This is a genomic window from Sphingomonas sp., from assembly GCF_036677245.1.
Lineage (GTDB): Bacteria > Pseudomonadota > Alphaproteobacteria > Sphingomonadales > Sphingomonadaceae > Allosphingosinicella.
Genome location: NZ_JAKFCG010000008.1, coordinates 1 through 24,264, shown reverse-complemented (window position 1 = coordinate 24,264; position 24,264 = coordinate 1). Strand labels below are relative to the sequence as shown.

At 66.6% G+C, this 24,264-nt stretch carries 28 protein-coding genes; 12 read left to right on the top strand and 16 right to left on the bottom strand.

The window, feature by feature from the left end; translation table 11 throughout:
• Window positions 1-122: 122 nt before the first annotated feature.
• The 9 genes from V6M48_RS00795 to V6M48_RS00755 all read right to left on the bottom strand — a co-directional run bounded on the left by V6M48_RS00795 (window position 123) and on the right by V6M48_RS00755 (window position 5,730).
• The gene (locus V6M48_RS00795) at window positions 123-437 is read right to left on the bottom strand and encodes a DUF1491 family protein (protein ID WP_443019022.1); all 315 of its coding nucleotides are present in this window, start codon (window positions 435-437) and stop codon (window positions 123-125) included.
• 23 nt (window positions 438-460) lie between these two features.
• Window positions 461-976: a PaaI family thioesterase gene (locus V6M48_RS00790; protein ID WP_332810609.1), complete on the bottom strand. Its 516-nt coding sequence runs from the start codon at window positions 974-976 to the stop codon at window positions 461-463.
• Window positions 966-1,433: a PTS sugar transporter subunit IIA gene (locus V6M48_RS00785; RefSeq protein ID WP_332810608.1), complete on the bottom strand. Its 468-nt coding sequence runs from the start codon at window positions 1,431-1,433 to the stop codon at window positions 966-968. Before V6M48_RS00785 ends, V6M48_RS00790 begins: the two co-directional genes overlap by 11 nt.
• 101 nt (window positions 1,434-1,534) lie before the next feature.
• Window positions 1,535-2,116: a ribosome hibernation-promoting factor, HPF/YfiA family gene (gene hpf / locus V6M48_RS00780; protein ID WP_332810607.1), complete on the bottom strand. Its 582-nt coding sequence runs from the start codon at window positions 2,114-2,116 to the stop codon at window positions 1,535-1,537.
• A gap of 30 nt (window positions 2,117-2,146) precedes the next feature.
• Entirely contained in the window at window positions 2,147-2,869 is a 723-nt protein-coding gene (dnaQ, locus tag V6M48_RS00775) for a DNA polymerase III subunit epsilon (RefSeq protein WP_332810628.1), read from the bottom strand.
• Window positions 2,870-2,875: 6 nt separating this feature from the next.
• Window positions 2,876-3,469, bottom strand: coding sequence for a dephospho-CoA kinase (coaE, locus tag V6M48_RS00770; protein WP_332810606.1), 594 nt, complete (start codon window positions 3,467-3,469; stop codon window positions 2,876-2,878).
• 10 nt (window positions 3,470-3,479) lie between these two features.
• A complete protein-coding gene (locus V6M48_RS00765; protein WP_332810605.1) occupies window positions 3,480-4,304 on the bottom strand; it encodes a shikimate dehydrogenase family protein in 825 nt (274 codons plus the stop codon).
• A complete protein-coding gene (locus V6M48_RS00760; protein WP_332810604.1) occupies window positions 4,304-4,909 on the bottom strand; it encodes a Maf family protein in 606 nt (201 codons plus the stop codon). Before V6M48_RS00760 ends, V6M48_RS00765 begins: the two co-directional genes overlap by 1 nt.
• Complete coding sequence (locus tag V6M48_RS00755) at window positions 4,906-5,730, bottom strand: pyruvate, water dikinase regulatory protein (protein WP_332810603.1); 825 nt, start codon at window positions 5,728-5,730, stop codon at window positions 4,906-4,908. The genes V6M48_RS00760 and V6M48_RS00755 overlap by 4 nt, the downstream gene beginning before the upstream one ends.
• Window positions 5,731-6,041: 311 nt before the next feature.
• On the opposite strand from V6M48_RS00755, the gene hemE reads away from it, so the two are divergent.
• From hemE to V6M48_RS00735, 4 genes are all read left to right on the top strand, one after another.
• Window positions 6,042-7,067 (top strand): uroporphyrinogen decarboxylase, encoded by a 1,026-nt coding sequence (hemE, locus tag V6M48_RS00750; protein ID WP_332810602.1) that lies wholly within the window; start codon window positions 6,042-6,044, stop codon window positions 7,065-7,067.
• On the top strand, window positions 7,064-7,522 hold the full coding sequence (locus V6M48_RS00745) for a CopD family protein (protein WP_332810601.1): 459 nt from the start codon (window positions 7,064-7,066) through the stop codon (window positions 7,520-7,522). The genes hemE and V6M48_RS00745 overlap by 4 nt, the downstream gene beginning before the upstream one ends.
• A 184-nt stretch (window positions 7,523-7,706) precedes the next feature.
• Window positions 7,707-8,963 carry a transcription termination factor Rho gene (gene rho, locus V6M48_RS00740; RefSeq protein WP_332810600.1) on the top strand — a complete coding sequence of 419 codons (1,257 nt, stop codon included), beginning with the start codon at window positions 7,707-7,709 and terminating at the stop codon, window positions 8,961-8,963.
• 49 nt (window positions 8,964-9,012) lie between these two features.
• On the top strand, window positions 9,013-9,696 hold the full coding sequence (locus V6M48_RS00735; protein WP_332810599.1) for a YjbE family putative metal transport protein: 684 nt from the start codon (window positions 9,013-9,015) through the stop codon (window positions 9,694-9,696).
• A gap of 243 nt (window positions 9,697-9,939) precedes the next feature.
• Here V6M48_RS00735 and V6M48_RS00730 read toward each other — a convergent pair whose 3' ends face one another.
• Window positions 9,940-10,638, bottom strand: a complete 699-nt coding sequence (locus V6M48_RS00730; protein WP_332810598.1) for a dienelactone hydrolase family protein — start codon at window positions 10,636-10,638, stop codon at window positions 9,940-9,942.
• A 117-nt stretch (window positions 10,639-10,755) separates the two neighbouring features.
• Between V6M48_RS00730 and V6M48_RS00725 the strand changes: the two genes are divergently transcribed.
• The 6 genes from V6M48_RS00725 to V6M48_RS00700 all read left to right on the top strand — a co-directional run bounded on the left by V6M48_RS00725 (window position 10,756) and on the right by V6M48_RS00700 (window position 16,527).
• Entirely contained in the window at window positions 10,756-11,019 is a 264-nt protein-coding gene (locus tag V6M48_RS00725; protein WP_332810597.1) for a DUF6489 family protein, read from the top strand.
• On the top strand, window positions 11,016-12,311 hold the full coding sequence (gene mnmE, locus V6M48_RS00720) for a tRNA uridine-5-carboxymethylaminomethyl(34) synthesis GTPase MnmE (RefSeq protein WP_332810596.1): 1,296 nt from the start codon (window positions 11,016-11,018) through the stop codon (window positions 12,309-12,311). Before V6M48_RS00725 ends, mnmE begins: the two co-directional genes overlap by 4 nt.
• Window positions 12,312-12,372: 61 nt before the next feature.
• A complete protein-coding gene (gene mnmG / locus V6M48_RS00715; RefSeq protein WP_332810595.1) occupies window positions 12,373-14,232 on the top strand; it encodes a tRNA uridine-5-carboxymethylaminomethyl(34) synthesis enzyme MnmG in 1,860 nt (619 codons plus the stop codon).
• On the top strand, window positions 14,232-14,870 hold the full coding sequence (rsmG, locus tag V6M48_RS00710) for a 16S rRNA (guanine(527)-N(7))-methyltransferase RsmG (protein ID WP_332810594.1): 639 nt from the start codon (window positions 14,232-14,234) through the stop codon (window positions 14,868-14,870). The genes mnmG and rsmG overlap by 1 nt, the downstream gene beginning before the upstream one ends.
• Complete coding sequence (locus V6M48_RS00705) at window positions 14,867-15,646, top strand: ParA family protein (protein WP_332810593.1); 780 nt, start codon at window positions 14,867-14,869, stop codon at window positions 15,644-15,646. Before rsmG ends, V6M48_RS00705 begins: the two co-directional genes overlap by 4 nt.
• Window positions 15,643-16,527: a ParB/RepB/Spo0J family partition protein gene (locus V6M48_RS00700; protein ID WP_332810592.1), complete on the top strand. Its 885-nt coding sequence runs from the start codon at window positions 15,643-15,645 to the stop codon at window positions 16,525-16,527. Before V6M48_RS00705 ends, V6M48_RS00700 begins: the two co-directional genes overlap by 4 nt.
• Before the next feature lie 55 nt (window positions 16,528-16,582).
• On the opposite strand, the gene holA is transcribed toward V6M48_RS00700, so the two are convergent.
• From holA to V6M48_RS00680, 4 genes are read right to left on the bottom strand one after another with little or no spacing between them, the layout of a single operon-like run.
• On the bottom strand, window positions 16,583-17,608 hold the full coding sequence (holA, locus tag V6M48_RS00695) for a DNA polymerase III subunit delta (RefSeq protein WP_332810591.1): 1,026 nt from the start codon (window positions 17,606-17,608) through the stop codon (window positions 16,583-16,585).
• Window positions 17,608-18,105, bottom strand: coding sequence for an LPS assembly lipoprotein LptE (lptE, locus tag V6M48_RS00690; RefSeq protein ID WP_332810627.1), 498 nt, complete (start codon window positions 18,103-18,105; stop codon window positions 17,608-17,610). Before lptE ends, holA begins: the two co-directional genes overlap by 1 nt.
• A 29-nt stretch (window positions 18,106-18,134) precedes the next feature.
• Entirely contained in the window at window positions 18,135-20,675 is a 2,541-nt protein-coding gene (gene leuS / locus V6M48_RS00685; protein WP_332810590.1) for a leucine--tRNA ligase, read from the bottom strand.
• A 28-nt stretch (window positions 20,676-20,703) separates the two neighbouring features.
• Window positions 20,704-21,195, bottom strand: a complete 492-nt coding sequence (locus V6M48_RS00680; protein ID WP_443019021.1) for a DUF3576 domain-containing protein — start codon at window positions 21,193-21,195, stop codon at window positions 20,704-20,706.
• Between the two features lie 275 nt (window positions 21,196-21,470).
• Between V6M48_RS00680 and V6M48_RS00675 the strand changes: the two genes are divergently transcribed.
• Window positions 21,471-22,157: a porin gene (locus tag V6M48_RS00675; RefSeq protein WP_332810589.1), complete on the top strand. Its 687-nt coding sequence runs from the start codon at window positions 21,471-21,473 to the stop codon at window positions 22,155-22,157.
• A gap of 34 nt (window positions 22,158-22,191) precedes the next feature.
• On the opposite strand, the gene V6M48_RS00670 is transcribed toward V6M48_RS00675, so the two are convergent.
• Complete coding sequence (locus V6M48_RS00670) at window positions 22,192-22,761, bottom strand: thiamine phosphate synthase (RefSeq protein ID WP_332810588.1); 570 nt, start codon at window positions 22,759-22,761, stop codon at window positions 22,192-22,194.
• A gap of 22 nt (window positions 22,762-22,783) precedes the next feature.
• Here V6M48_RS00670 and V6M48_RS00665 point away from each other — a divergent pair, with 22 nt between their 5' ends.
• Window positions 22,784-23,452: a YggS family pyridoxal phosphate-dependent enzyme gene (locus V6M48_RS00665; RefSeq protein WP_332810587.1), complete on the top strand. Its 669-nt coding sequence runs from the start codon at window positions 22,784-22,786 to the stop codon at window positions 23,450-23,452.
• A gap of 224 nt (window positions 23,453-23,676) precedes the next feature.
• On the opposite strand, the gene ribA is transcribed toward V6M48_RS00665, so the two are convergent.
• The coding region (gene ribA, locus V6M48_RS00660) for a GTP cyclohydrolase II (protein ID WP_332810586.1) at window positions 23,677-24,264 on the bottom strand (588 nt) is incomplete at its 5' end.

Sequence of the window (24,264 nt, the reverse complement as noted above, 5' to 3'; positions counted from 1 at the left end):
ATGCGCTTGTGCATCCCCGACTTGTCTCCCGGCTCGCGCGGTCGCTTGCCCCTTGGCGTACTGGCGACCCCCCGCTTCGTCGAAAACTGATGACCCGAGCTATGTTGTGCAGCGCAACAAGGTCAAGTCATCGAGTTCATTTCAGCGGCGAACCGTTCACCGTTCGGGATATCCAGTTCCACTACCCACAGGTCCGGATCATATTTGCGCCGCCGCTCGATCAAGGCGTTGAGTTGCGCCTCGTCCTGCGCCGATTGGCCGATATCCTGCCACAGATAGCGCCCCTCGGGCTGCAGCAGCCGCTCCAACACGCTCGATTTCTGGCCGCGTTCGGCGAGGATCACGAGTACTGCGCCGGCGGTCGCATCGCCTTTGGCGAGCACCGCGGCGAAGCCTCCGGCCGCCTGCGCCTGCCTGGTCAGCGCCCCGACCAGCATCGAGGTCGTGAGCCGCGCCACGATCACTCCGCCGCGCGATAGCCGGGCAGGCTGCTCAGCGGGATATGCGAGCGCATGAAGGTGCCGGTCCCCCGTGCCGCCTCGTCGCCCGCTTCGTCGATCAGCCGCGCCTCGCCGACGTAGAGCCGTTTGCGTCCGCTCACCCAATGGCCTTCCGCGATCAGGATGCCGGAGCGGACCGGCTTGGTGAAATGGAGGCTGAAGGCGGTGGTCAGCAGAAAGCGATCGGTGACGAGGCTGTTGCACGCATAGAAAGCGGCATCGTCGAGCATCTTGAAATAGAGCGTGCCATGCGCCGCTCCGGCGGCGTGATAGACGCTCTCGTCGACCGTGAAGCGGATCCGCGCAAAGCCTTGGTCGACGATCTCGAGCGCGGACGCGAACAGCCGGTTGACCGGCGCCTCTCGATACAGCGCCTCGAGCGCCCGGAAATGGGCGGCGGCCCCCGTTCCCAATGAGGTTGCCGATTCCGGGGCCGATTCCGAGGCCGGAGCAGATGCCGGACGATCAGGCGGCATTGAGCGTTTCGGTTCCCACCAGGAGCGCGAAAATGGCGTCCTTCGAGCGCGCGCCCCTCAGCTTCGCGATCGCCGAGCGGTCGCGCAATGCGCGGCTGACTCGGGCGAGCGCCTTGAGGTGATCCGCGCCGGAATCGGGCGGCGAGAGCAGCAGGAACACGAGGTCGACCGGCAGATTGTCGATCGCGTTGAAATCGATTGGTGTGTTCAGCCGCGCGAAGAAGCCGATCACGCCCGGCAAACCTTCCATCTTGCCGTGCGGAATCGCGATCCCGCCGCCGAATCCGGTCGAGCCAAGGCGCTCACGCTCGTTGAGGCAGGCCAGGATCTTCTTGGCCGGCAGCCCGGTGAGCCGCGCCCCTGCCGACGCGAGCTGCTGGAACAGCGCCTTCTTGTTCATCGCACTGAGATTGGCGTCGATGGCATCGACGCTGATCAGATCGGACAATATGTTCATAGCTGCACCAGCGGGCTCGCGGATTACGGCCTATGCCGCCGCCTATAGACCAAGCCGAACCGGCGTGCACGCCTCGCTCGAATCGGCCCGGTCGAAGGTGGTCAGCCGCCGTCGCGCTGCGGCTCGACCCAGCCGATGGTTCCGTCGTCGCGGCGATAGACCATGTTGAACGTGCCGGTGCCGCTGTTGCGGAACAGCAAGGCATTGGTGTTGCGCAGGTCGAGCTGCATCACCGCATCGGAGACGCTCACCTCGGGGATATCGACGCGCGTCTCAGCGATGATCGGCGGATTGTCGGCCGCTTCCTCTTCCTGATCGGCCGCAAACACCGTGTAGCCGGCGCCTCCGTCCAGCTCTGCGGCGACGTCGTCATTGCCCGGGCCATGATGCTCCTTGAGGCGGCGCATGTAGCGGCGGAGCTGCTTTTCGATCTTGTCCGATGCCTCGTCGAACGCGGGGTGGGCATCGGCGCCGCGGGTGCTCGCCTTCAGCACCACGCCGTTGCGGACATAGATGATGATGTCGCAGGTGAAATTATGATCGTGCGGTCCCTTGCCAAAGGTGGTCTGCGCCGAAACCGGCCGCGCGAAATATTTATCGGCCATGCCCGTGAGGCGTGCTTCGACGTGCTGCCGCAAGGCATCACCGGTATCGACCTGATGACCAGAGACACGAATGTCCATCTTCTTCTCCAACTAAACCCGGCGGCTGGATCAGGCGCCGCCCGGACTCTCCAACCGGGCGGCTTCCAGCCGGTTCCATATGGGGTCCTTGATGGCGCTGAGAAAGGCCGCATGCCGCTCGAGCTCGGCCGGCGACGGATGATGCGGCCGCGGCGGCCGGATGGAGATCCGTGACGGGAGCTCGGCCACCGGCGCCGCCTCGGCCCGCGGGGCGACCTGGGCGGCGAGCGAGAAGCCGATCTGCCGGCCGCCGGTGAGCTCGATATAGACCTGCGCGAGGAGCTGCGCATCGATCAGAGCGCCATGCTTGATCCGCAGGCTGCGATCGACGCCGTAGCGGGTGCACAGGGCATCGAGGCTGTGCTTGGCGCCGGGATGGCGCTGGCGGGCGAGCACGAGCGTGTCGACCATGCGGGTGAGGCAGACGAGCGGGCGGCCGCACAGGCTCAGCTCGTGATTGATGAAGCCGAAATCGAAGCTGGCGTTGTGCGCGACCAGCGGGCTGTCGCCGAGGAAGTCGAGCAATTCCTCGCAATGCTCCTCGAACAGCGCCTTGTCCGCGAGGAAGGCATCGGTCAGGCCGTGGATCGCCTCGGCGCCGCTCGGCATGCTGCGCCCCGGATTGAAATAAGCGTGGAAGGTTCGCCCGGTCTCGACCCGGTTGACGAGCTCGACGCAGCCGATCTCGACCAGACGATCGCCGGTGAGCGGGCTGAGGCCCGTGGTTTCGGTATCGAAGATGATTTCGCGCACGCGCAATTATGAATCGCGCAGGCCGGTGAGACAAGCGATGATCGAACGGACCACCGCATTCGTCTCCGCGAGCGAGCCGCCGGTAGGGATCACGAAGTCGGCGCGCGCGCGTTTTTCGGCGTCCGGCATCTGCAACGCGCGGATTTTCGCGAATCGGTCCTCGGTCATGCCCGGCCGCGCCAGCACTCGTTGGCGCTGCGCCGCCTCCGGCGCGGACACGACGGCGATCTTGTCGACCCGCGCCCCGCCGCCCTTTTCGAACAGCAACGGAATGTCGAGGACGACCAGCGGCGAATCGCGATGACGCTCGAGAAACGCCTCGCGCGCTTCGGCGACGGCGGGATGGACGAGCGCCTCGAGCCGCTGCAGCGCTTCCGAATCGCCGAGCACGGCCTCGGCGAGCGCGGTGCGATTGACCCCCGCCTCGCCGGTCGACCCAGGGAAATGCGCCTCGATCGCTTCGACGAGCGCCCCGCCGGGGCCTTGCAGCGCGTGGACCGCGGCGTCGGCATCGAACAAAGGCACGCCGGCCTCGGCGAACATCCTGGCGACGGTCGACTTGCCCATGCCGATCGAGCCGGTGAGGCCAAGGACGATCACGGCCGCACCGTCATGACGTCAGCAAGGCGCGCAATTCGGAATCGTGCGCGCGCGGCGCCTCGCGGCCGAAGAATTGGGCGAAGGCGAGCGCCGCCTGGCCGACCAGCATCTCGAGCCCGTCGATCGCGAGCAGCCCGCGCGCTCGCGCCGCGGCGAGCAACGCTGTTTCGAGCGGGGAATAGACCATGTCGAAAACCGCGACTTGGGGATTGGTGATCGCGCCGACATGACGCAGCACCTCGTCGGGCATTGCACTCTGGCCGGCCATTCCGAGCGTCGACGCATTGACGATCAAATCGGCGCCGAGCAGCCCCTCGCGGTCGTCGACCGGTCCGACCCGCCCATCGAGCCCGCTCGCGGCCAGCAGCCGCTCTCCCTTGGCGCGATCGCGCACGTTCAATGACACGAACGAGACCGAGAGCAAACGGAACGCCGCCAGCGCCGCCAGCGCCGCGCCTCCCGAGCCGATCAGGCAGGCGCGTGTCGGCCGAGCGATCGGCGACAGCGCATCGATGATCCCGCCGACATCGGTGTTGTCGCCGGCGAGTGCGCCATTGTCGGCGACAATCGTGTTCACCGCCCCCACCTCTCGCGCCCGCTCGCTCAGCCGGCCGAGCGACGCAATCACCGCCTGCTTGTGCGGAACCGTGACGTTGCACCCGCGCCAATCGCCCTGCGTCCGCCGCTCGCCGAAATAGGCCTCGAGCCCGTCCGCTGCGACCCGGGTCGCGCGATAATCGCCCTCGAGACCGAGCTTGGCGAGCCAGAATTTGTGGATCAGCGGCGATTTCGAATGGCCGATCGGATCGCCGATCACCTCAGCGTAAGGGGGCATCACCGCGGCACCACGCCGCGCCCGCGCAGGTAGGCGAGCAAAGGCAGCAACGGCAGCCCGAGGATCGCGAAATGACTGCCGTCGATACGGTCGAACAAGTGCGCCCCCAGCCCTTCAATCCGGTAGCCGCCGACATTGTGGCGGACCGCCTCATATTCCCGGTCGAGATACCAGGCGAGAAAATCCTCGCTCAGCGGACGCACGAACAAGGTGACCGTCTCGACCTCGCGCCAGACGATGGTGCCGTGCCCGGCGTCATGTTCGACAATCGCCGCCGCCGAATGGAGCCGGTGCGGCCGGCCGGCGAGGCTGCGCAGCTGGGCCGCCGCCTCCTCGGGCGAACGCGGCTTGTCGATCATGCTGCCGTCGTCGCGTTCGAGCGTCTGGTCGCAGCCCAGGACGAGCTCGTCGGCGTCGGCCGAACCGGCTGCCGCTTTCGCCTCGGCGAGCGCAAGCGCAAGCCCGAGGGCATTGAGCCCCTCTTCGCGCAAGCGCGCCTTGACCGCATCCTCGTCGATCGCTGCCGGGCGGACCTCGAACCCAAGTCCGGCCGCCTCGAGCATGTGGCGCCGCGTGCCGCTCGCGGAGGCAAGAATCAGCTTCATCCGCCGCTCGCCGCATCCATTCGTTCGTTGCACAATTTGACGATCGCGAACGCCGTTTCCTCGATCGAGCGGCGCGTGACGTCGATCACCGGCCAACCATTGTCGGCGAACATGCGGCGGGCGAAAGCCAGCTCCGCCTTGACCGCCTCGGCGTCGACATAATCGGTCTCGGGCACCTGGTTGAGCGACAGGAGCCGGTTGCGGCGCACCTGGATCAGCCGGTCGGGCCCAGTGGTAAGGCCGACGACGAGCGGGTGCTTGAGGTTGTAGAGGATCGGCGGCGGTGGCGATTCCGGCACGAGCGGGATGTTGGCGACCTTATAGCCGCGGTTGGCGAGATAGATGGAGGTCGGGGTCTTCGACGTTCGCGAAACCCCGGCGAGGACGATGTCGGCCTCTTCCCAATGGTCCGAGCCGATGCCGTCGTCATGGGCGATCGTATATTGGATCGCATCGACTCTCGCGAAATAGGCCGCGTCGAGCGCATGCTGCCGCCCCGGCCGCGCCTTCGCTTCCTGGCCGAGCACCGCCGAAAGCGCATCGACGACGGGATCGAGCGCCGAGACCGCGTGGATCCCGCGCCGCCGGCACTTGCGCTCGAGATCGCGCCGGATGTTGCTGTTCACCAAAGTGTAGAGGACGAGCCCCGGCCGCCTTTCGATGTCGTCGAGAACGCGGTCGAGATGGCCCTCGGAGCGCACCATCGGCCAGAAATGGCGCAGCACGTCGACCTCGTCGAACTGGGCCAGGCAGGCGGTCGCAACGACCTCCAATGTCTCGCCGGTTGAGTCTGACAGGAGGTGGAGATGAAGCCGGCTCATCGCGCGGACGGGCTGTGGAAAACCATGTTGAAAGCGCTAGCTGAAGTCTCGGGACGCTTTCAAGGAAAGGATTCCTCCCCGCTGTTCGGATTCAATCCACAGATTGACGAAGTGTGAAAAGTTCCAAGCCGCGCTTGTGGATTGCGGGGATAAGATATTCGAATCCGCAGCCGTCCGTGGGCCCTCCGGAGTCAAGCTGTTTGCAAAATCCGGCGGAGCCAATAAACCCCAGCTTCCGTCGCCCTACAACCTTCATCAGACTCTCTTATAATAAGACTCTATAGATAAGAGAGCGGAGCCCCAGCGCTTTCATGCCCGATTCCAACAAGCTCCTGCTTACAGCGCTAAATGGCGGAAAAACCGAGAGAAAACCTGTCTGGCTGATGCGCCAGGCAGGACGGTATCTGCCCGAATATCGGGCGCTGCGCGAAGCCAAGGGCGGCTTTCTCGATCTCGTCTACGACCCCGATGCGGCCGCCGAGATCACGCTCCAGCCGATCCGGCGGTTTGGCTTCGACGGGGCGATTTTGTTCTCGGACATATTGATCGTGCCGCACGCAATGGGCCAGGATCTGCGGTTCGAGGCCGGTGAAGGGCCGCGTCTCTCCCCTCCCCTGATCGACTCGGGTCTTACCGCGCTGAATGCCGTTCCAAGCCGACTCGAACCGATTTTCGAGACTGTGGAGAAGGTCAAGCAGGCATTGCCTGCCGAGACCACTTTTCTGGGCTTTGCAGGCAGCCCCTGGACGGTCGCGACCTACATGGTCGCGGGGCAGGGCAGCCGCGACCAAAGCGAGGCTCGGCGGCTCGCCTATCGCGATCCGGCGGCGTTCGGGGCGATCATCGCCGCGCTGGTCGAACAGACGATCGACTATCTGTCGCGGCAGGTGAAAGCGGGTGTCGATGCCGTGCAATTGTTCGACAGCTGGTCGGGCAGCCTTTCGCCCGACCAGTTCGAGCGCTGGGTGATCGCGCCGACTGCGGCGATCGTCGCCGCGTTCAAGAGCCGCCACCCCGAGGTGCCGGTGATCGGCTTCCCCAAGGGCGCCGGCGGCAAGCTGCCCGCTTATGCGCGCGAGACCGGGATCGATGCGATCGGGCTCGACGAGACGGTCGATCCGCATTGGGCGGCGGCAGCGCTGCCGCGCGACCTGCCGATCCAGGGCAATCTCGACCCGCTCGCGCTGATCGCGGGCGGGGAAATGCTTGAAAAAGCGGTCGCGCGCATCATATCAGCGTTCGAAGAGCGTCCGCATATCTTCAACCTGGGGCATGGCATCTTGCCGGACACGCCGCTTTCCCACGTCGAGCAATTGCTGAAGCTGGTTCGCCGGTGAACGGCAATGACTGGGAGAGAGTGTTCACCTTGACCTACGCCTGGATTGAGGCTGGCCACGTCATTTTCGTGATCTTCTGGATTGCCGGGCTGTTCCTGCTGCCGCGTTATTACATCTACCATCAGGAATCACCGGCAGGCTCCGACGAGGAACGGCGGTGGATCGACCGCGAGCGCAAGCTGCGGACGATCATCCTCAATCCCTCGATGGTCCTGGTCTGGATCTTCGGCGTCTCGCTCGCGACGATCGGCCATCTGTGGGGCGAAGCCTGGCTCCAGGCCAAGTTTCTCGTCGTGCTCGGCCTCTCCGGCTATCACGGCTGGATGGTCGGCTACGGCAGGAAGCTCGCGCGCGGGCAGCGGCCCGCCAGCGGTACTGCGCTCAGGCTGATGAACGAGCTTCCCGGAATCGCGACCGCGATCATCGTCATATTGGTGATCGTCAGGCCGTTCTGACCTTTCCCGGCCGTCTTTGCGCACCCATTTCCGCGCGCGTACGAATCAGTCCGCAATCCTGTTGACTTGATTTTTGCCCGCGCTTAACCCGTTTTCTGTCGTCACCCGCCAGTCGAGCGGGATTCCAGCGCCATTTCCTGTGTTTGCGTCGTGGACGGCAGTCTCCTTTCTCGAGTAAATCCAAATGCATCTCAAAGAGTTGAAGAAGAAATCCCCGGCTGAGCTGGTGGCCATGGCTGAAGAGCTCGGCATCGAAGGCGCATCGACCTTGCGCAAGCAAGAACTGATGTTTTCGATCCTCAAGGTTCAGGCCGAGAATGGCGACGAGATCATGGGCATGGGCACGATCGAGGTGCTGCCCGACGGCTTCGGCTTCCTGCGCTCGCCCGAGGCCAACTATCTGGCCGGGCCCGACGACATCTATGTTTCGCCCAATCAGGTCCGTAAATTCGGGCTGCGCACCGGCGATACCGTCGAGGGCGAAATCCGCGGCCCCAAGGAAGGCGAGCGCTATTTCGCGCTGACCCGTCTGGTCTCGGTCAATTTCGACGATCCCGACGCCGTCCGTCACCGCGTCAACTTCGACAATCTCACGCCGCTCTATCCGGACGAGAAGCTCACCCTCGACACCCAGGATCCGACGATCAAGGACAAGTCCGCGCGGGTGATCGACATCGTCTCGCCGCAGGGCAAGGGCCAGCGCGCGCTGATCGTCGCGCCGCCGCGGGTCGGCAAGACCGTGCTTCTCCAGAACATGGCGAAGGCGATCACCGACAACCACCCCGAGGTGTTCCTGATCGTGCTGCTGATCGACGAGCGGCCCGAGGAGGTCACCGACATGCAGCGCTCGGTCAAGGGCGAGGTCATCTCCTCGACGTTCGACGAGCCGGCCAGCCGCCACGTTCAGGTCGCCGAGATGGTGATCGAGAAGGCCAAGCGCCTCGTCGAGCACAAGAAGGATGTCGTCATCCTGCTCGATTCGATCACGCGCCTCGGCCGCGCCTACAACACCGTCGTGCCCTCGTCGGGCAAGGTGCTGACCGGCGGCGTCGACGCCAATGCACTGCAGCGCCCGAAGCGCTTCTTCGGCGCCGCGCGCAACATCGAGGAAGGCGGCTCGCTCTCGATCATCGCCACCGCGCTGATCGACACCGGCTCGAAGATGGACGAAGTGATCTTCGAGGAGTTCAAGGGCACCGGCAACTCCGAGATCGTGCTCGACCGCAAGGTCGCCGACAAGCGCATCTTCCCGGCGCTCGATGTCGGCAAGTCCGGCACGCGCAAGGAGGAGCTGCTCGTCGACCCCGCGACCCTGTCCAAAATGTGGGTGCTTCGCCGCATCCTGATGCAGATGGGCACGGTCGATGCGATGCAGTTCCTGCTCGACAAGATGAAGGACGCCAAGTCGAACGAAGATTTCTTCGCCTCGATGAACCAGTAAGCCTGCCGGCGGTTAGACGGCGATGTCCCATCTTTTGATTCAAGAAGCCATGTCGCTGAGCTGGCTGTGGCAGCAGATCGTCAGCGATTTCGCGAACTTCGGCAGCGCCTCGGCGATGACGGCGTTCGCCACCGTGGTGCTGCTCGATATCGCGCTCGCCGGCGACAATGCAATCATCGTCGGTGCGCTGGCGGCGGGGCTTCCCTCCGAGCAGCGCCGCAAGGTGATCGCGATCGGCATTCTCGCCGCATTGTTGCTGCGCATCGTCTTCGCGGTGGCGGTGCTCTACGGGCTCGAGAGCTTCAAGCAATATGGCCTGGTGCTCGCCGGCGGCCTGCTTCTGCTCTGGGTCGCCTGGAAGATGTACCGCGAGCTCCACCCCGGCGAGGCAGGCGGTTCGGCCGAGATCGAGGGCGACGAGCATAGCGGTGTTCGTCCCGCCAAGAGCTTCGCGAGCGCGGCCTGGGCTGTCGCCGTCGCCGACGTCTCGATGAGCCTCGACAATGTCCTCGCAGTCGCCGGCGCCGCGCGCGAGCATCCCGGGATCATGGTGATCGGCCTGGTGCTCTCCGTCGCGCTGATGGGCATCGCGGCCAATCTGATCGCACGCTATATCGAGCGCTACCGCTGGATCGCGTGGGTCGGGCTGATCATCATCCTCTATGTCGCAGGCAAGATGATCTGGGACGGCTGGATGGACGTCCAGCCTGCCGCCGTCACCTTCCTCGCCTAGAGCCTGATCGTTTGAGGTGGAAGCGCTCCGCGCTTCCACCGAGAGCGTGATCAGGCTCTATTCAAATGGTTGCGACCTTGATTCACGCTTCAGGCTGATTCAGCCTGAAGCGATCAAGGTCTAGAGTATTTCAAGTCAGGCGGAATTACCTGACGACTCCGAAATCACGGAAAACAAACAGAATTAGACTCAATCCCGGTTCAATCAAACCGGGATTGAGTCTGATCGCGAGGCGCTGCGGGATCAGTCGATATGCTCGGCCAGGAACTCCTCGGTACGGCGGTCGGCGAGCTCGGCCGCGGCGGGGCTGCGCCGGCTGCCCATTTCCGCAGCGAAGCCATGATCCTGGCCGGGATAGTCGTGCAGCACGACTTTCGGATGATCGTCTAGGGCGTCGTGGACCGCCTTCTGTTGCTCGGGCGGGACGAAATGGTCGGCGCCGGCGATGTGCAGCATCAATGGCCTGGCGATCGCATGCTTCTCGTGGAGCAACGGGTCGAGCATCACCGCGTAATAGCCGACGCTCGCGTCGATGTCGGTACGAGTTGCCGTCATGAAGGCAAGCCGGCCGCCGAGGCAGAAGCCGACGCAGCCGACCTTTCCCCCGTCCGGAAGCGCATGGCGCGCCGCGCGGATGGTGGCTTCGATGTCCTTGATCCCCTGGTCCTGATCGAATCGGCCCATCAGCCCGAGCGCCTGCTGCATCTGCTCGCCGACGTCGGGGTCGAGCTCGACGCCGGGCTCGATCCGCCAGAATAGGTCCGGTGCGATCGCGAGGTAGCCGAGCGCGGCCCAGCGATCGCATTTGCCGCGAATCCCCTCGTTGACGCCGAAGATCTCCTGAATGACGATGACTGCGCCGCGCGCCGCGCCTTCGGGCTCGGCCACATAGGCCTTGAACGAACCATCGCCCTCGAGCGTCCGGACATCCATCATCGCCATTCTCTTTCTCCTTCGTCACTTGAGCATGGCAGCGATATACACCTAAGCCGCACCCGCGCCGCAACCGCAAAGCCGAGCCGGACCGCCACCGGCGCGCGAAACCGCAAAGGAAGCGCCATGAAAGTCACCGTCGATATCGACTGCACACCCGAAGAGGCGCGCCGCTTCCTCGGCCTGCCGGACCTTACCCCCGTCCACGACGCCTATGTCGAGGCGATGCGCAAGGCGGTGAGCGACGCGATCGGCCCCGATGCGCTCGCCGGCGCGGTCAAGAATTGGGGGCCGATGAGCGATGCGGTGCTCGCACCGTGGAAGGCCCTGTTCGAGCAGATGGGGATCGAGCAGATGGGCTTCGGCAAGCCGGGTGGCGCCAACAAGTGAATGCGGGCGCGCGCGACACGATCTACGCGTTGTCCTCGGGCAGCCCGCCGGCAGCGATCGCGCTGGTCCGCCTGAGCGGCCCCCGCGCGTCCGACGCTTTGGTCGCGCTGGGCGGCCGTCTCCCCGCTCCCCGCCAGGCGACCTTGGCGGCGATACGTCACCCGCGCACCGGCGAGCTGCTCGACAATGGGCTGGTGCTTCACTTTCCCGCGCCCGCCAGCGCCACCGGCGAAGACGTCGCCGAGCTTCACCTTCATGGCGGCCGCTCTGTGGTCGCCGCAGTGTTGGCGGCGCTCGAGACGATCGACGGCCTTCGCCCCGCTGCGGCCGGCGAGTTCACCCGGCGCGCGTTCGACAATGGGCGGATCGACCTCACCGAAGCGGAGGGCCTTGCCGATCTGCTGCTCGCCGAGACCCAGTCGCAACGGCGTGCCGCGCTCGCGCTCGCCGGCGGGTCGCTGACGCGCCAGGTCGAGGATTGGCAGCGGCAGGTGCTGGCGCTCGGCGCCGCGGTCGAGGCGGCGCTCGATTTCGCCGACGAGGACGATGTTGCGGTCGAGCTTCCGGCCGGATGGCATGAGGAGCTCGCCGTGGTCGTGGACGCGCTTTGGGCAGCGCTAGCACGGCCGCCGGCAGAGCGGCTGCGCGATGGCATCAGGGTCGTCATCGCCGGCCCGCCGAATGCCGGAAAGTCCACTTTGCTCAACGCTTTAGCCGGGCGTGAGGCGGCGATTACCTCGGCGATCGCCGGAACCACCCGCGATCTCGTCGAAGCCCCGACCGCGATCGCTGGAACGCCGTTCCTGCTGATCGATACCGCGGGCCTGCGCGCCAGCAACGACGAGGTCGAGGCGATCGGCGTCGCGCGCGCCGAGGCAAGCATAGCCGCAGCCGATCTCATCCTGTGGCTCGGCGATCCCCAGGATTGTCCCGATCCTTCGCGTACGATCATCGTCCACTCGAAATGCGACCTCGTCGCTCACGCGCCGGACGATCGAGCGTTGCCGGTCTCGCCGGCGACCGGCGCGGGAATGGACGAGCTGACCAACCGGCTGATCAGCTGCGCGCGCCGCCTTCTGCCCGGTGAGGCCGATGTCCCGCTCAACGCCCGCCACCGCGCTGCATTGCGGGGATGCGTGGATGCGCTTGTTGCAGCGCAACATGAGCCGGACATCATCCTTGTTGCCGAGGCGTTACGAGTGGCGCGAGCCGCGCTCGACCGCGTCACGGGTAATGCCGGAGTTGAGAATATGCTCGATACGCTGTTCAGTCGTCTGTGCATCGGTAAATGATGTTCCACGTGGAACATCGCTCGCTCTTCGCTGAAGCGCTGGATTGCGCTATGGGCGCGCCATGACTCAGCGCTACGACATCATCGTTGTGGGTGGCGGCCACGCGGGCTGTGAGGCCGCGGCCGCGGCAGCGCGCATGGGCGCATCGACCGCCTTGGTCAGCTTTTCCCATGACGGAATCGGCGCGATGTCCTGCAACCCTGCAATCGGGGGCCTCGGCAAGGGTCATCTCGTGCGCGAGGTCGATGCTTTCGATGGACTGATCGCGCGCGCGGCGGATCATGCCGCGATCCATTATCGGATGCTCAACGCCAGCAAGGGCGCCGCGGTGCGGGGGCCGCGAGTCCAGGCCGATCGCCGGCGTTTCAAGTCAGCGATCCACGATCTGCTCGCGGCGCAGCCCAATTTGACAATTATCGAGGGCGAGGCGGCGGCACTGCGGCTGGAGAATGATGTCGGGACGCGGATCACCGGACTCCAGCTCGCTGGTGGCCGCATCCTGGCGGCCAGCGCGGTTGTGCTCGCGACCGGTACCTTCCTCAACGGCAAGCTCCACTTCGGCATGACGAACTGCGTCGGCGGCCGGGTCGGCGAGCGCGCCGCGGTCACGCTGGCTGAGCAACTGCGCGCGCTTGAGCTGCCGCTGGCGCGGCTGAAGACGGGAACGCCGCCGCGGCTCGACGGGCGGACGATCGACTGGGCCGGGCTCGACCGGCAACCGTCTGACGATGGCGACTGGACGATGTCGGCGCTGACGAGCCATCGGCCAGCGCCGCAGGTTGCCTGCGCGATCACCCGGACCAATCGGCGGACGCACGAGATCATCGCCGCCTCGCTCGATCGCTCCCCGCTGTTCGCCGGCGAGATCACCGGGGTCGGCCCGCGCTATTGCCCCTCGATCGAGGACAAGGTGCACCGTTTCGCCGACCGCGACGGCCACCAGATCTTCCTTGAGCCCGAGGGCCTCGACGATTCGACCGTCTATCCCAACGGCATCTCGACCTCGCTTCCGGCCGACGTGCAGGTCGAGATGGTGCGGTCGATGGAGGGCCTTGAGCGCGCCGTGATCGTCCAGCCGGGCTACGCGGTCGAATATGATCATGTCGATCCGCGCGTCCTCGAGCCGACCTTGCAAGTCCGCGACGTCGAGGGCCTTTATCTGGCGGGGCAGATCAACGGCACCACCGGCTATGAAGAGGCGGCTGCGCAAGGGCTGGTCGCCGGCCTCAATGCGGCCGCGGCGGTGGCGGGGGACGCACCGGTGCTGTTCGATCGCAGCAACAGCTACATTGGTGTGATGATCGACGACCTCACCTTGCAGGGCGTAACCGAGCCCTATCGGATGCTCACCGCGCGCGCAGAATATCGGCTCCGATTGCGCGCGGACAATGCCGACACGCGGCTGACGCCACAGGCGATCACGGCCGGCTGCGCCTCCCCGGAGCGTTCGCGGCATTTCCACCACCGGCTTGAGGAGCGCGGCACCGTCGAGCAGCTGTTCACCCGCGCTTACACGGCGCGCGAGCTGGCCGAGGCCGGCGTCGAACTGCGCGACGATGGCGTCCGGCGCAGCCTGGCCGAGTGGCTGCGCTTCCCCGACGTCGATGCGGACGCCGTTCACTCGTTGGTACCCGAGCTCGCCAAATGCTCGGCCGCGACGGTCGAGGAAGTCATCCAGGACTGCCGTTATGCGCCCTATGTCGCTCGCCAGCAGAGCGAGATCGCACGGCTGCAGGCGGATGAGGAAGTGCGGATTCCGCCCGAACTGGATTTCGGCACGATCGCTGGCCTCTCCACCGAAATGGTCGAGCGCCTGATGAAGGCGCGCCCGTCTACGCTCGGCGCCGCGTCGCGCATCCGCGGGATCACGCCCGCGGCACTGGCGGCCATCCTCGTCCATTGCCGGCGCAAAGCCGCCTGATGGACGAGCAAGGCGCGCGGGACTGGCTCGGGCAACACTGCGATGTTTCACGTGAAACACTCGAGCGGCTCGACAGGTTCGTGGATTTTCTGAGCCAGGAGAACAAGCAGCAGAATCTTGTGGCGGAATCGTCGCTCGAGTCGGTGTGGGAGCGCCATATCGTTGATTCCGCTCAGCTATTTAACCTTGGGAAAGGGCCCGACCGCTGGCTCGACCTCGGCTCGGGTGCGGGTTTTCCGGGCCTTGTCCTCGCGGTGCTCGGAGGGTCGGTCACGTTGGTCGAGGAACGGCGTTTGCGGTCCGATTTCCTCGCTCGGGCCGCCGATGTGCTCGAAGTAAGCGACCGGGTCGAGATCGTCCGCGGGCGCGTGGAGACGTTTCAGGCCCCACCGTTCGCCACGATCAGCGCCCGCGCGTTCGCGCCGCTCGATCGCCTGTTCAACGTGGCGGCGCATCTCGCCGCACCGGAGACTCGTTGGGTCCTGCCCAAAGGCCGCAATGCAAAGTCCGAACTGGAAGCGGCGCAAGCTTCATGGCAGGGTGAATTCCGGCTCGAACCGAGCATCACCGATGCCGATGCGATGATCATCGTGGCGGAGCGAGTGCAGCGGAAGTCCAAGGGGAAGCAGGCGCGATGATCCGCATTGCAGTGGCGAACCAGAAGGGCGGGGTCGGCAAGACGACCACCGCGATCAACGTGGCGACCGCGCTCGCGGCCACCGGGTGGCGGGTGCTGCTGATCGACCTCGATCCGCAAGGCAATGCCTCGACCGGACTTGGCGTCAGCCAGTCCGAGCGGAGCTGCTCGAGCTACGAGCTGCTCACCGGCGGCTGTACGATGGACGAAGCGGTCACCGCGACGAGAGTCCCGCGCCTCGAGCTGATCCCGGCGACGGTCGATCTCTCGGGCGCGGAGATCGAGCTGATCGAATATGAGCAGCGCACCCATCGCCTCGAGCAGGCGCTCGATTCGGCTCCCGGCCGCTGGGACATTTGCCTGATCGATTGCCCGCCCTCGCTCGGCCTGCTGACGATCAACGCTCTGGTCGCCGCGCGCCTGGTGCTGGTGCCGCTGCAGACCGAATTCTTCGCGCTCGAAGGGCTCAGCCAGCTCCTCCAGACGGTCGAACGAGTGCGCGCGCGCTTCAATCCCGAGCTTTCGATTCTCGGCGTCGCGCTGACGATGTTCGACCGCCGCAACAATCTTTCGTCGCAGGTTGCCGACGACGTCCGCGCCTGCCTCGGCAAGGTCGTGTTCGACACCGTCATCCCGCGCAACGTCCGCCTTTCCGAGGCGCCAAGCTATGGGATCCCCGCCTTGATCTACGACCTGCGCTGTCCTGGTTCGGAAGCCTATATGGCGCTGGCGCGCGAGCTGATCGGGCGGCTGCCCGCGCCGGCGGCTGCGGCATGAGCAGCGAGCCGCCGCTCAAGCGCCGTCCTTCCGGCCTCGGCCGCGGCCTTTCCTCGCTGCTGGGCGAGGTCGCCGAGGAAACCGCGGTCTCCGGCAGCAGCCGTGCCGGTGTCCAGCAGATCGCGGTCGCGAGCATCGATCCCCACCCGGATCAGCCGCGCCGCGAGTTCGACGACGAGGCCCTCGCCGAGCTCGCCGCTTCGATCCGCACCCGCGGGCTGATCCAGCCGATCGTCGTGCGGCCGCACGCCGGCCGCTACCAGATCGTCGCCGGCGAGCGGCGCTGGCGCGCGGCGCAAAAGGCGCAGCTTCACGAGATCCCGGTGATCATCCGCGAGTTCAGCGACAGCGATGCGTTCGAGGTCGCATTGCTCGAGAACATCCAGCGCCAGGATCTCAATGCGATCGAGGAGGCCGAGGCGTATAAAAGGCTGGTCAGCGAATATGGCCACAGCCAGGAGACGCTCGGCCGGCTGGTCCACAAGTCGCGAAGCCATGTCGCCAATCTGATGCGGCTGCTCGAGCTGCCGACCCGCGTGCGCAATATGGTGGCGACAGGCGATCTCAGCATGGGTCACGCCCGCGCGCTGATCCTGGCCCCGGACCCCGCAGCACTCGCCGACGAGGTGGTGCGCCGCGGCCTCTCGGTGCGCGACACCGAAAGGCTGGCGCGCGAGCACAAGCCGCGTACCCCGGCCGCCGACGGCCAGCGCACCGTCGCCAACGCCGATATCGAAGCGCTCGAACGCCAGCTCGGCGACATCCTCGGGCTCAAGGTCAGGATAAGCTACAAGCGCGACGGCGGCAGTGTCGCGCTTCACTATTCCTCGCTCGACCAGCTTGATATGATCTGCCAGCGGCTGAGCGGCGAGCGGATCTAACCGCCGCCCCGCAGACTCTCGATCGGACCACCCCGCATCCGCACAATCGGCAGGATCAGCTCAATCGCGCCGCCTGCCGGCAGATCGCGAACAATTCCTCGTCGACCGCGAGCGGCCCCAGTCCGCCGGGCGCCTTCACCTGCCGCTCTGCCTCGAGCAGCCGCGCGGCGGCCTTGGCGAGCAGCGGCGAACGCCAGCGCACGAGCTGCTGGGCGATAGCCGGTTTCTCTTTCCAGAACAAAGACTTACCTTGTGACGCCATGACGGCGTCGACGCTGTTGCCGCGGTCGACCTCGGCGCGCAGCCGGGCGAGCAGCAGCATCCGGCGCAGCATCGCGCGGATCAGCGATATGCCTTCGATCCCTTCGCTCGACAGGCGCAGCAGCTCGGCCTTGAGCAATTTTGAATCGCCGCCGCTGACGCTGTCGACGAGGCGGCTGAGATCGCCCTCCTCGCTTGCCGCGCCAAGAGAGTCGACCGTGTCGTGGTCGATCTCGCGTGGGTGGTCGGGTGCCGCGTCGAGATAGAGCGCGAACTTCTCGAGCTCGTTGGCGATCACCGCGCGATTGCCGCCGGCGGCCTCGGCGATGCGGCGCGCGACGTCCGGCCGCACCTGCAGTCCCTGCTGGCGCGCCATGTCGATCACCAATTTGTCGGCCTCGCGACCATCCGGAACGTAGCTTGCCAGGGCGAGCGCGGCCGGCTCGGCGAGCGCGCGCTTGAGCAGCTTCGACGTCGGCTTCAGCATGCCTGTGACGATAAGGATCGGATTGCCGCCGGCGGAGCTGTCGAGCAACGCCTCGACCGCGGCCATGACTTCGTCGCCATTGGTCTCGACGACGATATAGCGCGCGCCGCCGAACAGCGAGATCGACGCGGCCTCGTCGGCAAGCCGCGCCGGATCACTCTTGAGCTCGCTGCCGCTGAGATCGATACGTTCGGCGTCGCCACCCATAGCCTGGCCGAGCAGCCCGAGCAGGGCGCGCGATCCCGCCTCGTCCGGCCCGTGCAGCAGGATGAAGCGGAAACCTTCGCAGCGCGCCCGCAGCGCAGCTTCGACCTGGCTCCGGTTGGCCTTCATCAGGGGGTGGTGCCGCTCGCAGGCGCCCCACTGGTCGGGGCAGGGCCGCTGCGCGCCGCGTAGAGCGCGATTCGCGCGACGATCTGGTCGGCGACCTCTTTCGCCAGCCGCTCGAGCGCCGTCTGCTCGGCGGCGACGGTGGCATATTCCGAGCTGACCACGTCGACTCCGGCATCGGAGCCGGCGGTGGCGTCGAGCAGCAATGTGCCGACCGCGGCATCGACGAGGCGGTAGCGCGCTCGCAACGTCCGCCGCTCGCGGGTGATCGTGTTGTCGGCGCGCGTGCCGAAGCCCTCGATGCGGTCGTCGAGCTCGACCTCGAGGCGATAGGGCGCGCCGCTGCCGCCGTCCGAGCCAAGGCGCTCTTCGAGCGAATTGCGCACCAGCCAGCCGGCGCGGCCGGCGATCGGCGCGACGGTGACTCCCTTGAGCGCCTGCGCGACCTGGCCGTTACCGCCGCCGCTGTAGAGCGGCCGAAGCCCGCATCCGCCGAGCATGATCACCAGGCAAAGGGCGGCGAGCGCTCTCACGCGACCAGATTGACCAGCCGGTCGGGCACCACGATCACCTTGCGCGGCGGCGCGCCGGCAAGCACCCGCACCACTTTCTCGGAGGCAAGCGCCATTTCCTCGATCGTCTCCCTGGCGGAGCCCTTGGGCACAATCAGCGTGTCGCGAAGCTTGCCGTTGACCTGGACCGCGATCGTCACCTGATCCTCAACCAGCAGCGCCGGATCGACCTTCGGCCAGGGCTGGTCGGCGATCAAGCCCTCGCGGCCGAGCGCCGTCCAGGCCTCTTCGGCGAGATGCGGCACCATTGGCGCGATCAGCAGCAGCAGGCTCTCGATCGCCTGGTCGCGCGAGCCAGAAGGCGGCGCCTTCTCGATCGCGTTGGCGAGCTCGTAGATGTTGGCGACCGCCTTGTTGAACGCGAGCGCATCGATATTGGCCGCGACGCTGGCGATCGTCTGGTGGAGCTTGCGGTCGAGCGCCAGATCCTCGCCTTCGCCGGCGACGCGCGCGGCGCCGTCGGGAAGCGCACCGGCGCTCATCCGCCACAGCCGCTGCACGAAACGCCAAGCCCCTTCGATCCCGGCCTCGCTCCACGGCAGGTCGCGCTCGGGCGGGCTGTCCGACAGCATGAACCAGCGCACCGCGTCGGCGCCGTATTGGTCGAGGATCGGCTCCGGATCGACGGTGTTCTTCTTGGACTTGGACATCTTCTCGACCCGGCCGGGCTCGGCCGGCTCGCCGGTCGCGGCAACCACCAGGCGGCCGTCGCGTTGCTCGACCTCGTCGGGCGAGAGCCAGCGGCCGTCGGGCGCGCGGTAGGTCTCGTGAGTCACCATGCCCTGGGTGAACAGCCCCTTGAACGGCTCGTCGATGTCGAGCTGGCCGATCCGCTTCAGCGCGCGCGTCCAGAAACGCGCGTAGAGCAGGTGCAGGATCGCATGCTCGACCCCGCCGATATACTGGTTCACCGGCAGCCAGCGCTCGGCCATCGCCTTGTCGAACGGGCGGTCGGCGGGCTGGCTGGCGAAGCGGATGAAATACCAGGAGGAATCGACGAACGTGTCGAGCGTGTCGGTCTCCCGCCGCGCCGGCTTGCCGCAACGCGGGCAGTCGACCTTCCCCCAGGTCGGGTGGCGCTCCAGCGGATTGCCGGGAAGCTCGAAGCTGACGTCTTCGGGCAGCACCACCGGAAGCTGCTCGCGCGGCACGCCAACCGCGCCGCAGCCCTCGCAATGGATGATCGGGATCGGCGTTCCCCAGTAGCGCTGGCGCGAGACTCCCCAGTCGCGCAGCCGCCAGACCACGGTGCCCTCGCCCCAGCCCTCGCTTTCGGCGCGGCGGACGATCTCGGCTTTGGCGCTCTCGACGTCCATGCCGTCGAGGAAGCGCGAGTTGACGACCACGCCGCCACCGCTGAACGCCTCGTCGCCGATCGGCTCGTCCGCCTGGTCGGCCGAGGAGGCGACGACGCGCTTGATCTCAAGGCCGTATTTGCTGGCGAACTCATAGTCGCGCTGGTCGTGGCCGGGCACGCCGAAGATCGCGCCGGTGCCGTAATCCATCAGCACGAAATTGGCGATGTAGAGCGGCAGCTCGCGCCCCGCCTCGAGCGGGTGGAGCGCCTTGATGCCGGTGTCGAAGCCGAGTTTCTCCGCGGTGTCGATCGCCGCCGCGGTGGTCGCGCCGCGCTTGCATTCGGCGATGAACGCCGCGACCGCCGCATCTTCCCGGGCGAGATGCAAGGCGATCGGATGGTCGGGCGAGATGGCGGTGAAGCTGGTGCCGAAGATCGTGTCGGGACGGGTGGTGAACACTTCGAGCTCAGCGGTGCCCGCGACCGGCCGGTCGAGCTGGAAGCGGAACTTGAGTCCCTGGCTCTTGCCGATCCAATTCTCCTGCATCAGCCGGACCTTGTCCGGCCATTGGTCGAGGCTAGCCAGGCCGTCGAGCAGTTCGTCGGCGAAATCGGTGATCTTGAGGAACCACTGGTTGAGCTTGCGCCGCTCGACCGGCGCGCCCGAGCGCCAGCCCTTGCCGTCGATCACCTGCTCGTTGGCGAGCACGGTCATGTCGACCGGGTCCCAATTGACCTCGCTCTGCTTGCGGTAGACCAGCCCGGCTTCGAGCAGGTCGAGGAACAGCGCCTGCTCCTGGCCGTAATAATCGGGTTCACAGGTCGCGAGCTCGCGGCTCCAGTCGAGCGCGAGGCCGAGCCGCTTCAACTGGCTGCGCATCGTCGCGATGTTGGCGCGCGTCCACTCGCCGGGATGGACCTTCTTCTCCATCGCCGCATTTTCGGCCGGCATTCCGAACGCGTCCCAGCCCATCGGGTGGAGCACCTCGAAGCCGTTCATCCGCCGGTAGCGGGCGAGCACGTCGCCCATCGTGTAGTTGCGGACGTGGCCCATGTGGATGCGCCCCGATGGATAGGGGAACATCTCGAGGACATAGGATCGCGGCTTGGCGCTGTCGTCGGAGGCGTGGAACGAGCCGCGCTCTTCCCAGGTCCGTTGCCAGCGTGCGTCGGCCTCGAGCGGATTGAAACGCACAGGCATGAACGAAAAAAGCCTTTAGCTGAGTATGTTAGCCGGCGACGGCGTTCCGCCGCAGGTCGCGCGCCTTGGTGAGGATGATCTCCTCCAGCTTCTGCACGGTGGCGGCGGCGACCGGCGCATCGACCCACTGGCCGTTCTGATTGACCTGGCGCGACGCGGCGACGCGCAGCGCATCGGCGCGCAGATCCTGATCGAGGATCGTGACGGTGACCTTGACCCGGTCGCTGGGCGAATTGGGATTGGCGTACCAGTCGGTGACGATCACGCCGCCGTTCGAATCGACCTGCGCCATCGGCGCGAACGACAAGGTGTCGAGCGCGGCCTGCCACAGATAGGCGTTGACGCCGATGCTCGTCACTTTCGAGGCAGCAAGATCGGCGGTGCGGGCGCGGCTCTTCGACATGCCGCTATCGTCGTCGCCGCCGCCGAGGCCCTTCGAGAGGTCTTCCTGGACCCATCCGCAGGCGGAGAGCGAAACGGCGGCGCCAACCACCCATGCAAGCTTGATCATGCGTGCCATAGTAAATCCTTGGAAGTGCCGCTTTGCGGTCGTTATAGATGCTGGCGCGCAGGCGGCAAGCGGTCTGTGGCCCAGAGCCATTGGGGGATGCTAAGGCCGGCGTCGGTGGCGAATCGGGCCGCACGTCCGGCGGCTGTGGATAAGATGCAACATGCTGAGATGATTCGACTCCCGCAAGGGGGTAGGACCCGGTCATCGTCTGGTCATCTGCGCTCCGGCATACTAAATCTGACCCTCGGGGAGTCGAAAACAATATGATGCAGGGCGGCAGAGCAATGGTGGGAGGCACAGCGCTGATTGCGCTGTCGCTGGTGCTCGCCCCTGCCTTTGCTGCATCGCTTCAGCCCAAAGCCAAGAAAAAGCCGTCCACGCCGACCTTGGCGGTGGGCGGATTCACGCCTGCCGTTGCCGATCCTCGCCTTGCCGCCTTGTTCGCCAATCGTGGGCTCAGCGGCGGAAGCTTCCATTTCACGCCGTCCGCGACTCCCAACGGCAGCAAGGCCGTGAAGGTCGCAGTCCGGGCGCGCGCCGCCACCACCGCGGCGGCGGCGATGCGCGGCGGCAGCGAAAGCGCCGCGGTCGCCGGCCTGACGCCCACTGCCTACAATCTCGGCGTTGCCGTCGGCTGGAAGCAATTCGCTTTGTCGGGCGACGTCGCCAAGGTCGACAGCGGCCTGTTGCCGGGCGGGCGCGAGGCGGCCGAGGTCGGCCTCAGCTACGCGGGCAAGAAATTCACCGGCCGGTTGCAGGTCGGCGCCGAGCGCAGCGACGGGCGGCAGCTGCGGATCCTCCCGCAGGAGAGCAGCTATTCGGTCGATCTCGGCGGGTCCTATACGATCGCGCGCAACGTCGATCTGACCGGCGGCGTGCGCTACCGGATCCAGCACGACCGGCTCGAGCGGCTCGACGATCAGCGCCGCGACAGCCAGGCCGTCTATATAGGCACCGCCTTCCGCTTCTGACCTGGGCCGAACCGACCCATCGCTTCCCACCCGTTCAACGATCGTCGGCGTCGTGCCGCGTCCAGGCATCGATCGCGGCCCAGCCGTAGAGGCCGCTCGCGCCGAGCCGCCGTGCCCGCGCCGCGCTCATCCCGCCGAGCGCGATCACCGGCAGTGCGGTTTGCCGCGCGAGCCCCGCGAACCGCAGCGGCCCGAGCGCGGCAGCCTGCGGGTGGGATCGAGTCTGGAATACGGGCGAGAGGAACAGCAGGCGGGCACCGGCGCGCTCCGCCGCCCTGATCTCGCGCAGGTCATGAACCGGCGCGCTCGCCAGGCCCATGCCGCGACCCGCGGGCCGGCGCCCATGGCTGCCGTCCGCGCCCCAGGCGGCGGCGAGCTGCGGCGGCCCGGCGAGCAGCAGCCGTAGTCCCCGCCGGTGCGCGATCGCACGGACCTTGCGGAACAAGGCCCGGCGCGCAGCCGGCGCCAGGCTGTAATGGCGGAAGACAACACCGGCGCTGCGCGGCAGCCGCTCGAGCGCCGTCCACAAAGCGTCGCCCTGCCGCTCGTCGGTCATCATCCAGAGCCGCGGCAGGCGCTTGGGCTGGGGCTGGCGGCGGTTCATGACGCTTCCTATAGCAGCGCCCATGAGCGACGCAGCAGCCGCCGAGCGCCTGGACGAGGTCAGGCGCCGCATCGACAAAGCGGCACGGCTTTCGGGCCGCTCGCCGGGCGAGGTCACCCTGGTCGCGATCTCGAAAACCCATCCGGCCGAGGCGGTGGCGCCGCTGATCCGCGCCGGCCAGCGCCATTTCGGCGAGAACAAGGTGCAGGAGGCCGCGGCCAAATGGCCGGGCCTGCGCGCCGCCCACGACGGCATCGTGCTGCACCTCGTCGGAAGCCTCCAGTCGAACAAGGCCGAGGAAGCGGTGGCCTTGTTCGACGTCATCCATACGGTCGACCGGCCGTCGCTGGTCGCAGCGCTCGCCAAGGCGATCGCCAGGCACGGCCGGCAGCCCGACTGCTTCGTCCAGGTCAACATCGGCGACGAGCCGCAGAAGGGCGGCTGCGCGGTGGCGGCGCTGCCCGCGCTGCTCGCGCAATGCCGCGACGTGGGACTTCCGATCGTCGGGCTGATGGCGATCCCGCCGGCCGGCCTCGAGCCCGCCCCCTATTTCGCCTTGCTGGCCGAACTCGCCCGGCGGCACGACCTCGCCCAGCTCAGCATCGGCATGTCGGGCGATTTCGAGACGGCAGTGACCCTCGGGGCGACGCATGTGCGGGTCGGGACGGCATTGTTCGGCGAGCGGAGCTAAGTTTTAGCGACAAAGTCGACTGGGATTCCCCTCGCCCCTTGCGGGGGACCGCTGCAAGAGGTGCCGAGTCACCCAAAAAACCGTTCGGCCTGAGCCCGTCGAAGGCCTTTTCTTCTCTGAGAAAGAAGGAAAGCGGTTCGACAAGCTCACCGCGAACGGAGTTTTGCAGCGGTCCCTGCGGGAGAGGGGGGTCAGAGCTGCCAGCCCTCCCCAGGGAGAGGGAGTCAGAGCTGGTGGCCGCTGCGCTTCTTCTTGGTGTCCAAGTAAGCTTGGTTGTGCGGATTGGTGGTCGTCTTCAGCGGCACCTGCGCGACCACCTTGATTCCGGCAGCCTCCAGCGCCGCGACCTTGCGCGGATTGTTGGTCAGGAGCCGCACGTGCGGCTGCGCGAGCAGCTCGAGCATCCGCGCGGCGACCGCGAAGCTACGCTCGTCGTCGGCGAAGCCGAGCCGCAGATTGGCATCGACCGTGTCGAACCCCTGATCCTGCAGCGCATAGGCGCGCAGCTTGTTGATCAGCCCGATGCCGCGCCCCTCCTGGCGCAGATAGAGCAAGATCCCCCAGCCCGACCTCGCGATCGCCGCAAGCGCCTCCTGGAGCTGCGGCCCGCAGTCGCATTTGAGCGAGCCGAGCACGTCGCCGGTGAGGCATTCGCTGTGCACGCGCACCAACGGCGGTTCGCCGCCTTCTGCTCCCGGCTCGCCAATCAGCAACGCGACATGCTCGGTGGCGTCGGCTTCGGTGCGAAAGGCGACGATCTCCGCTTTCTCGGCAGCGGCGGCAGGCAATTTGGCGCGCGAGGCGATCACCAG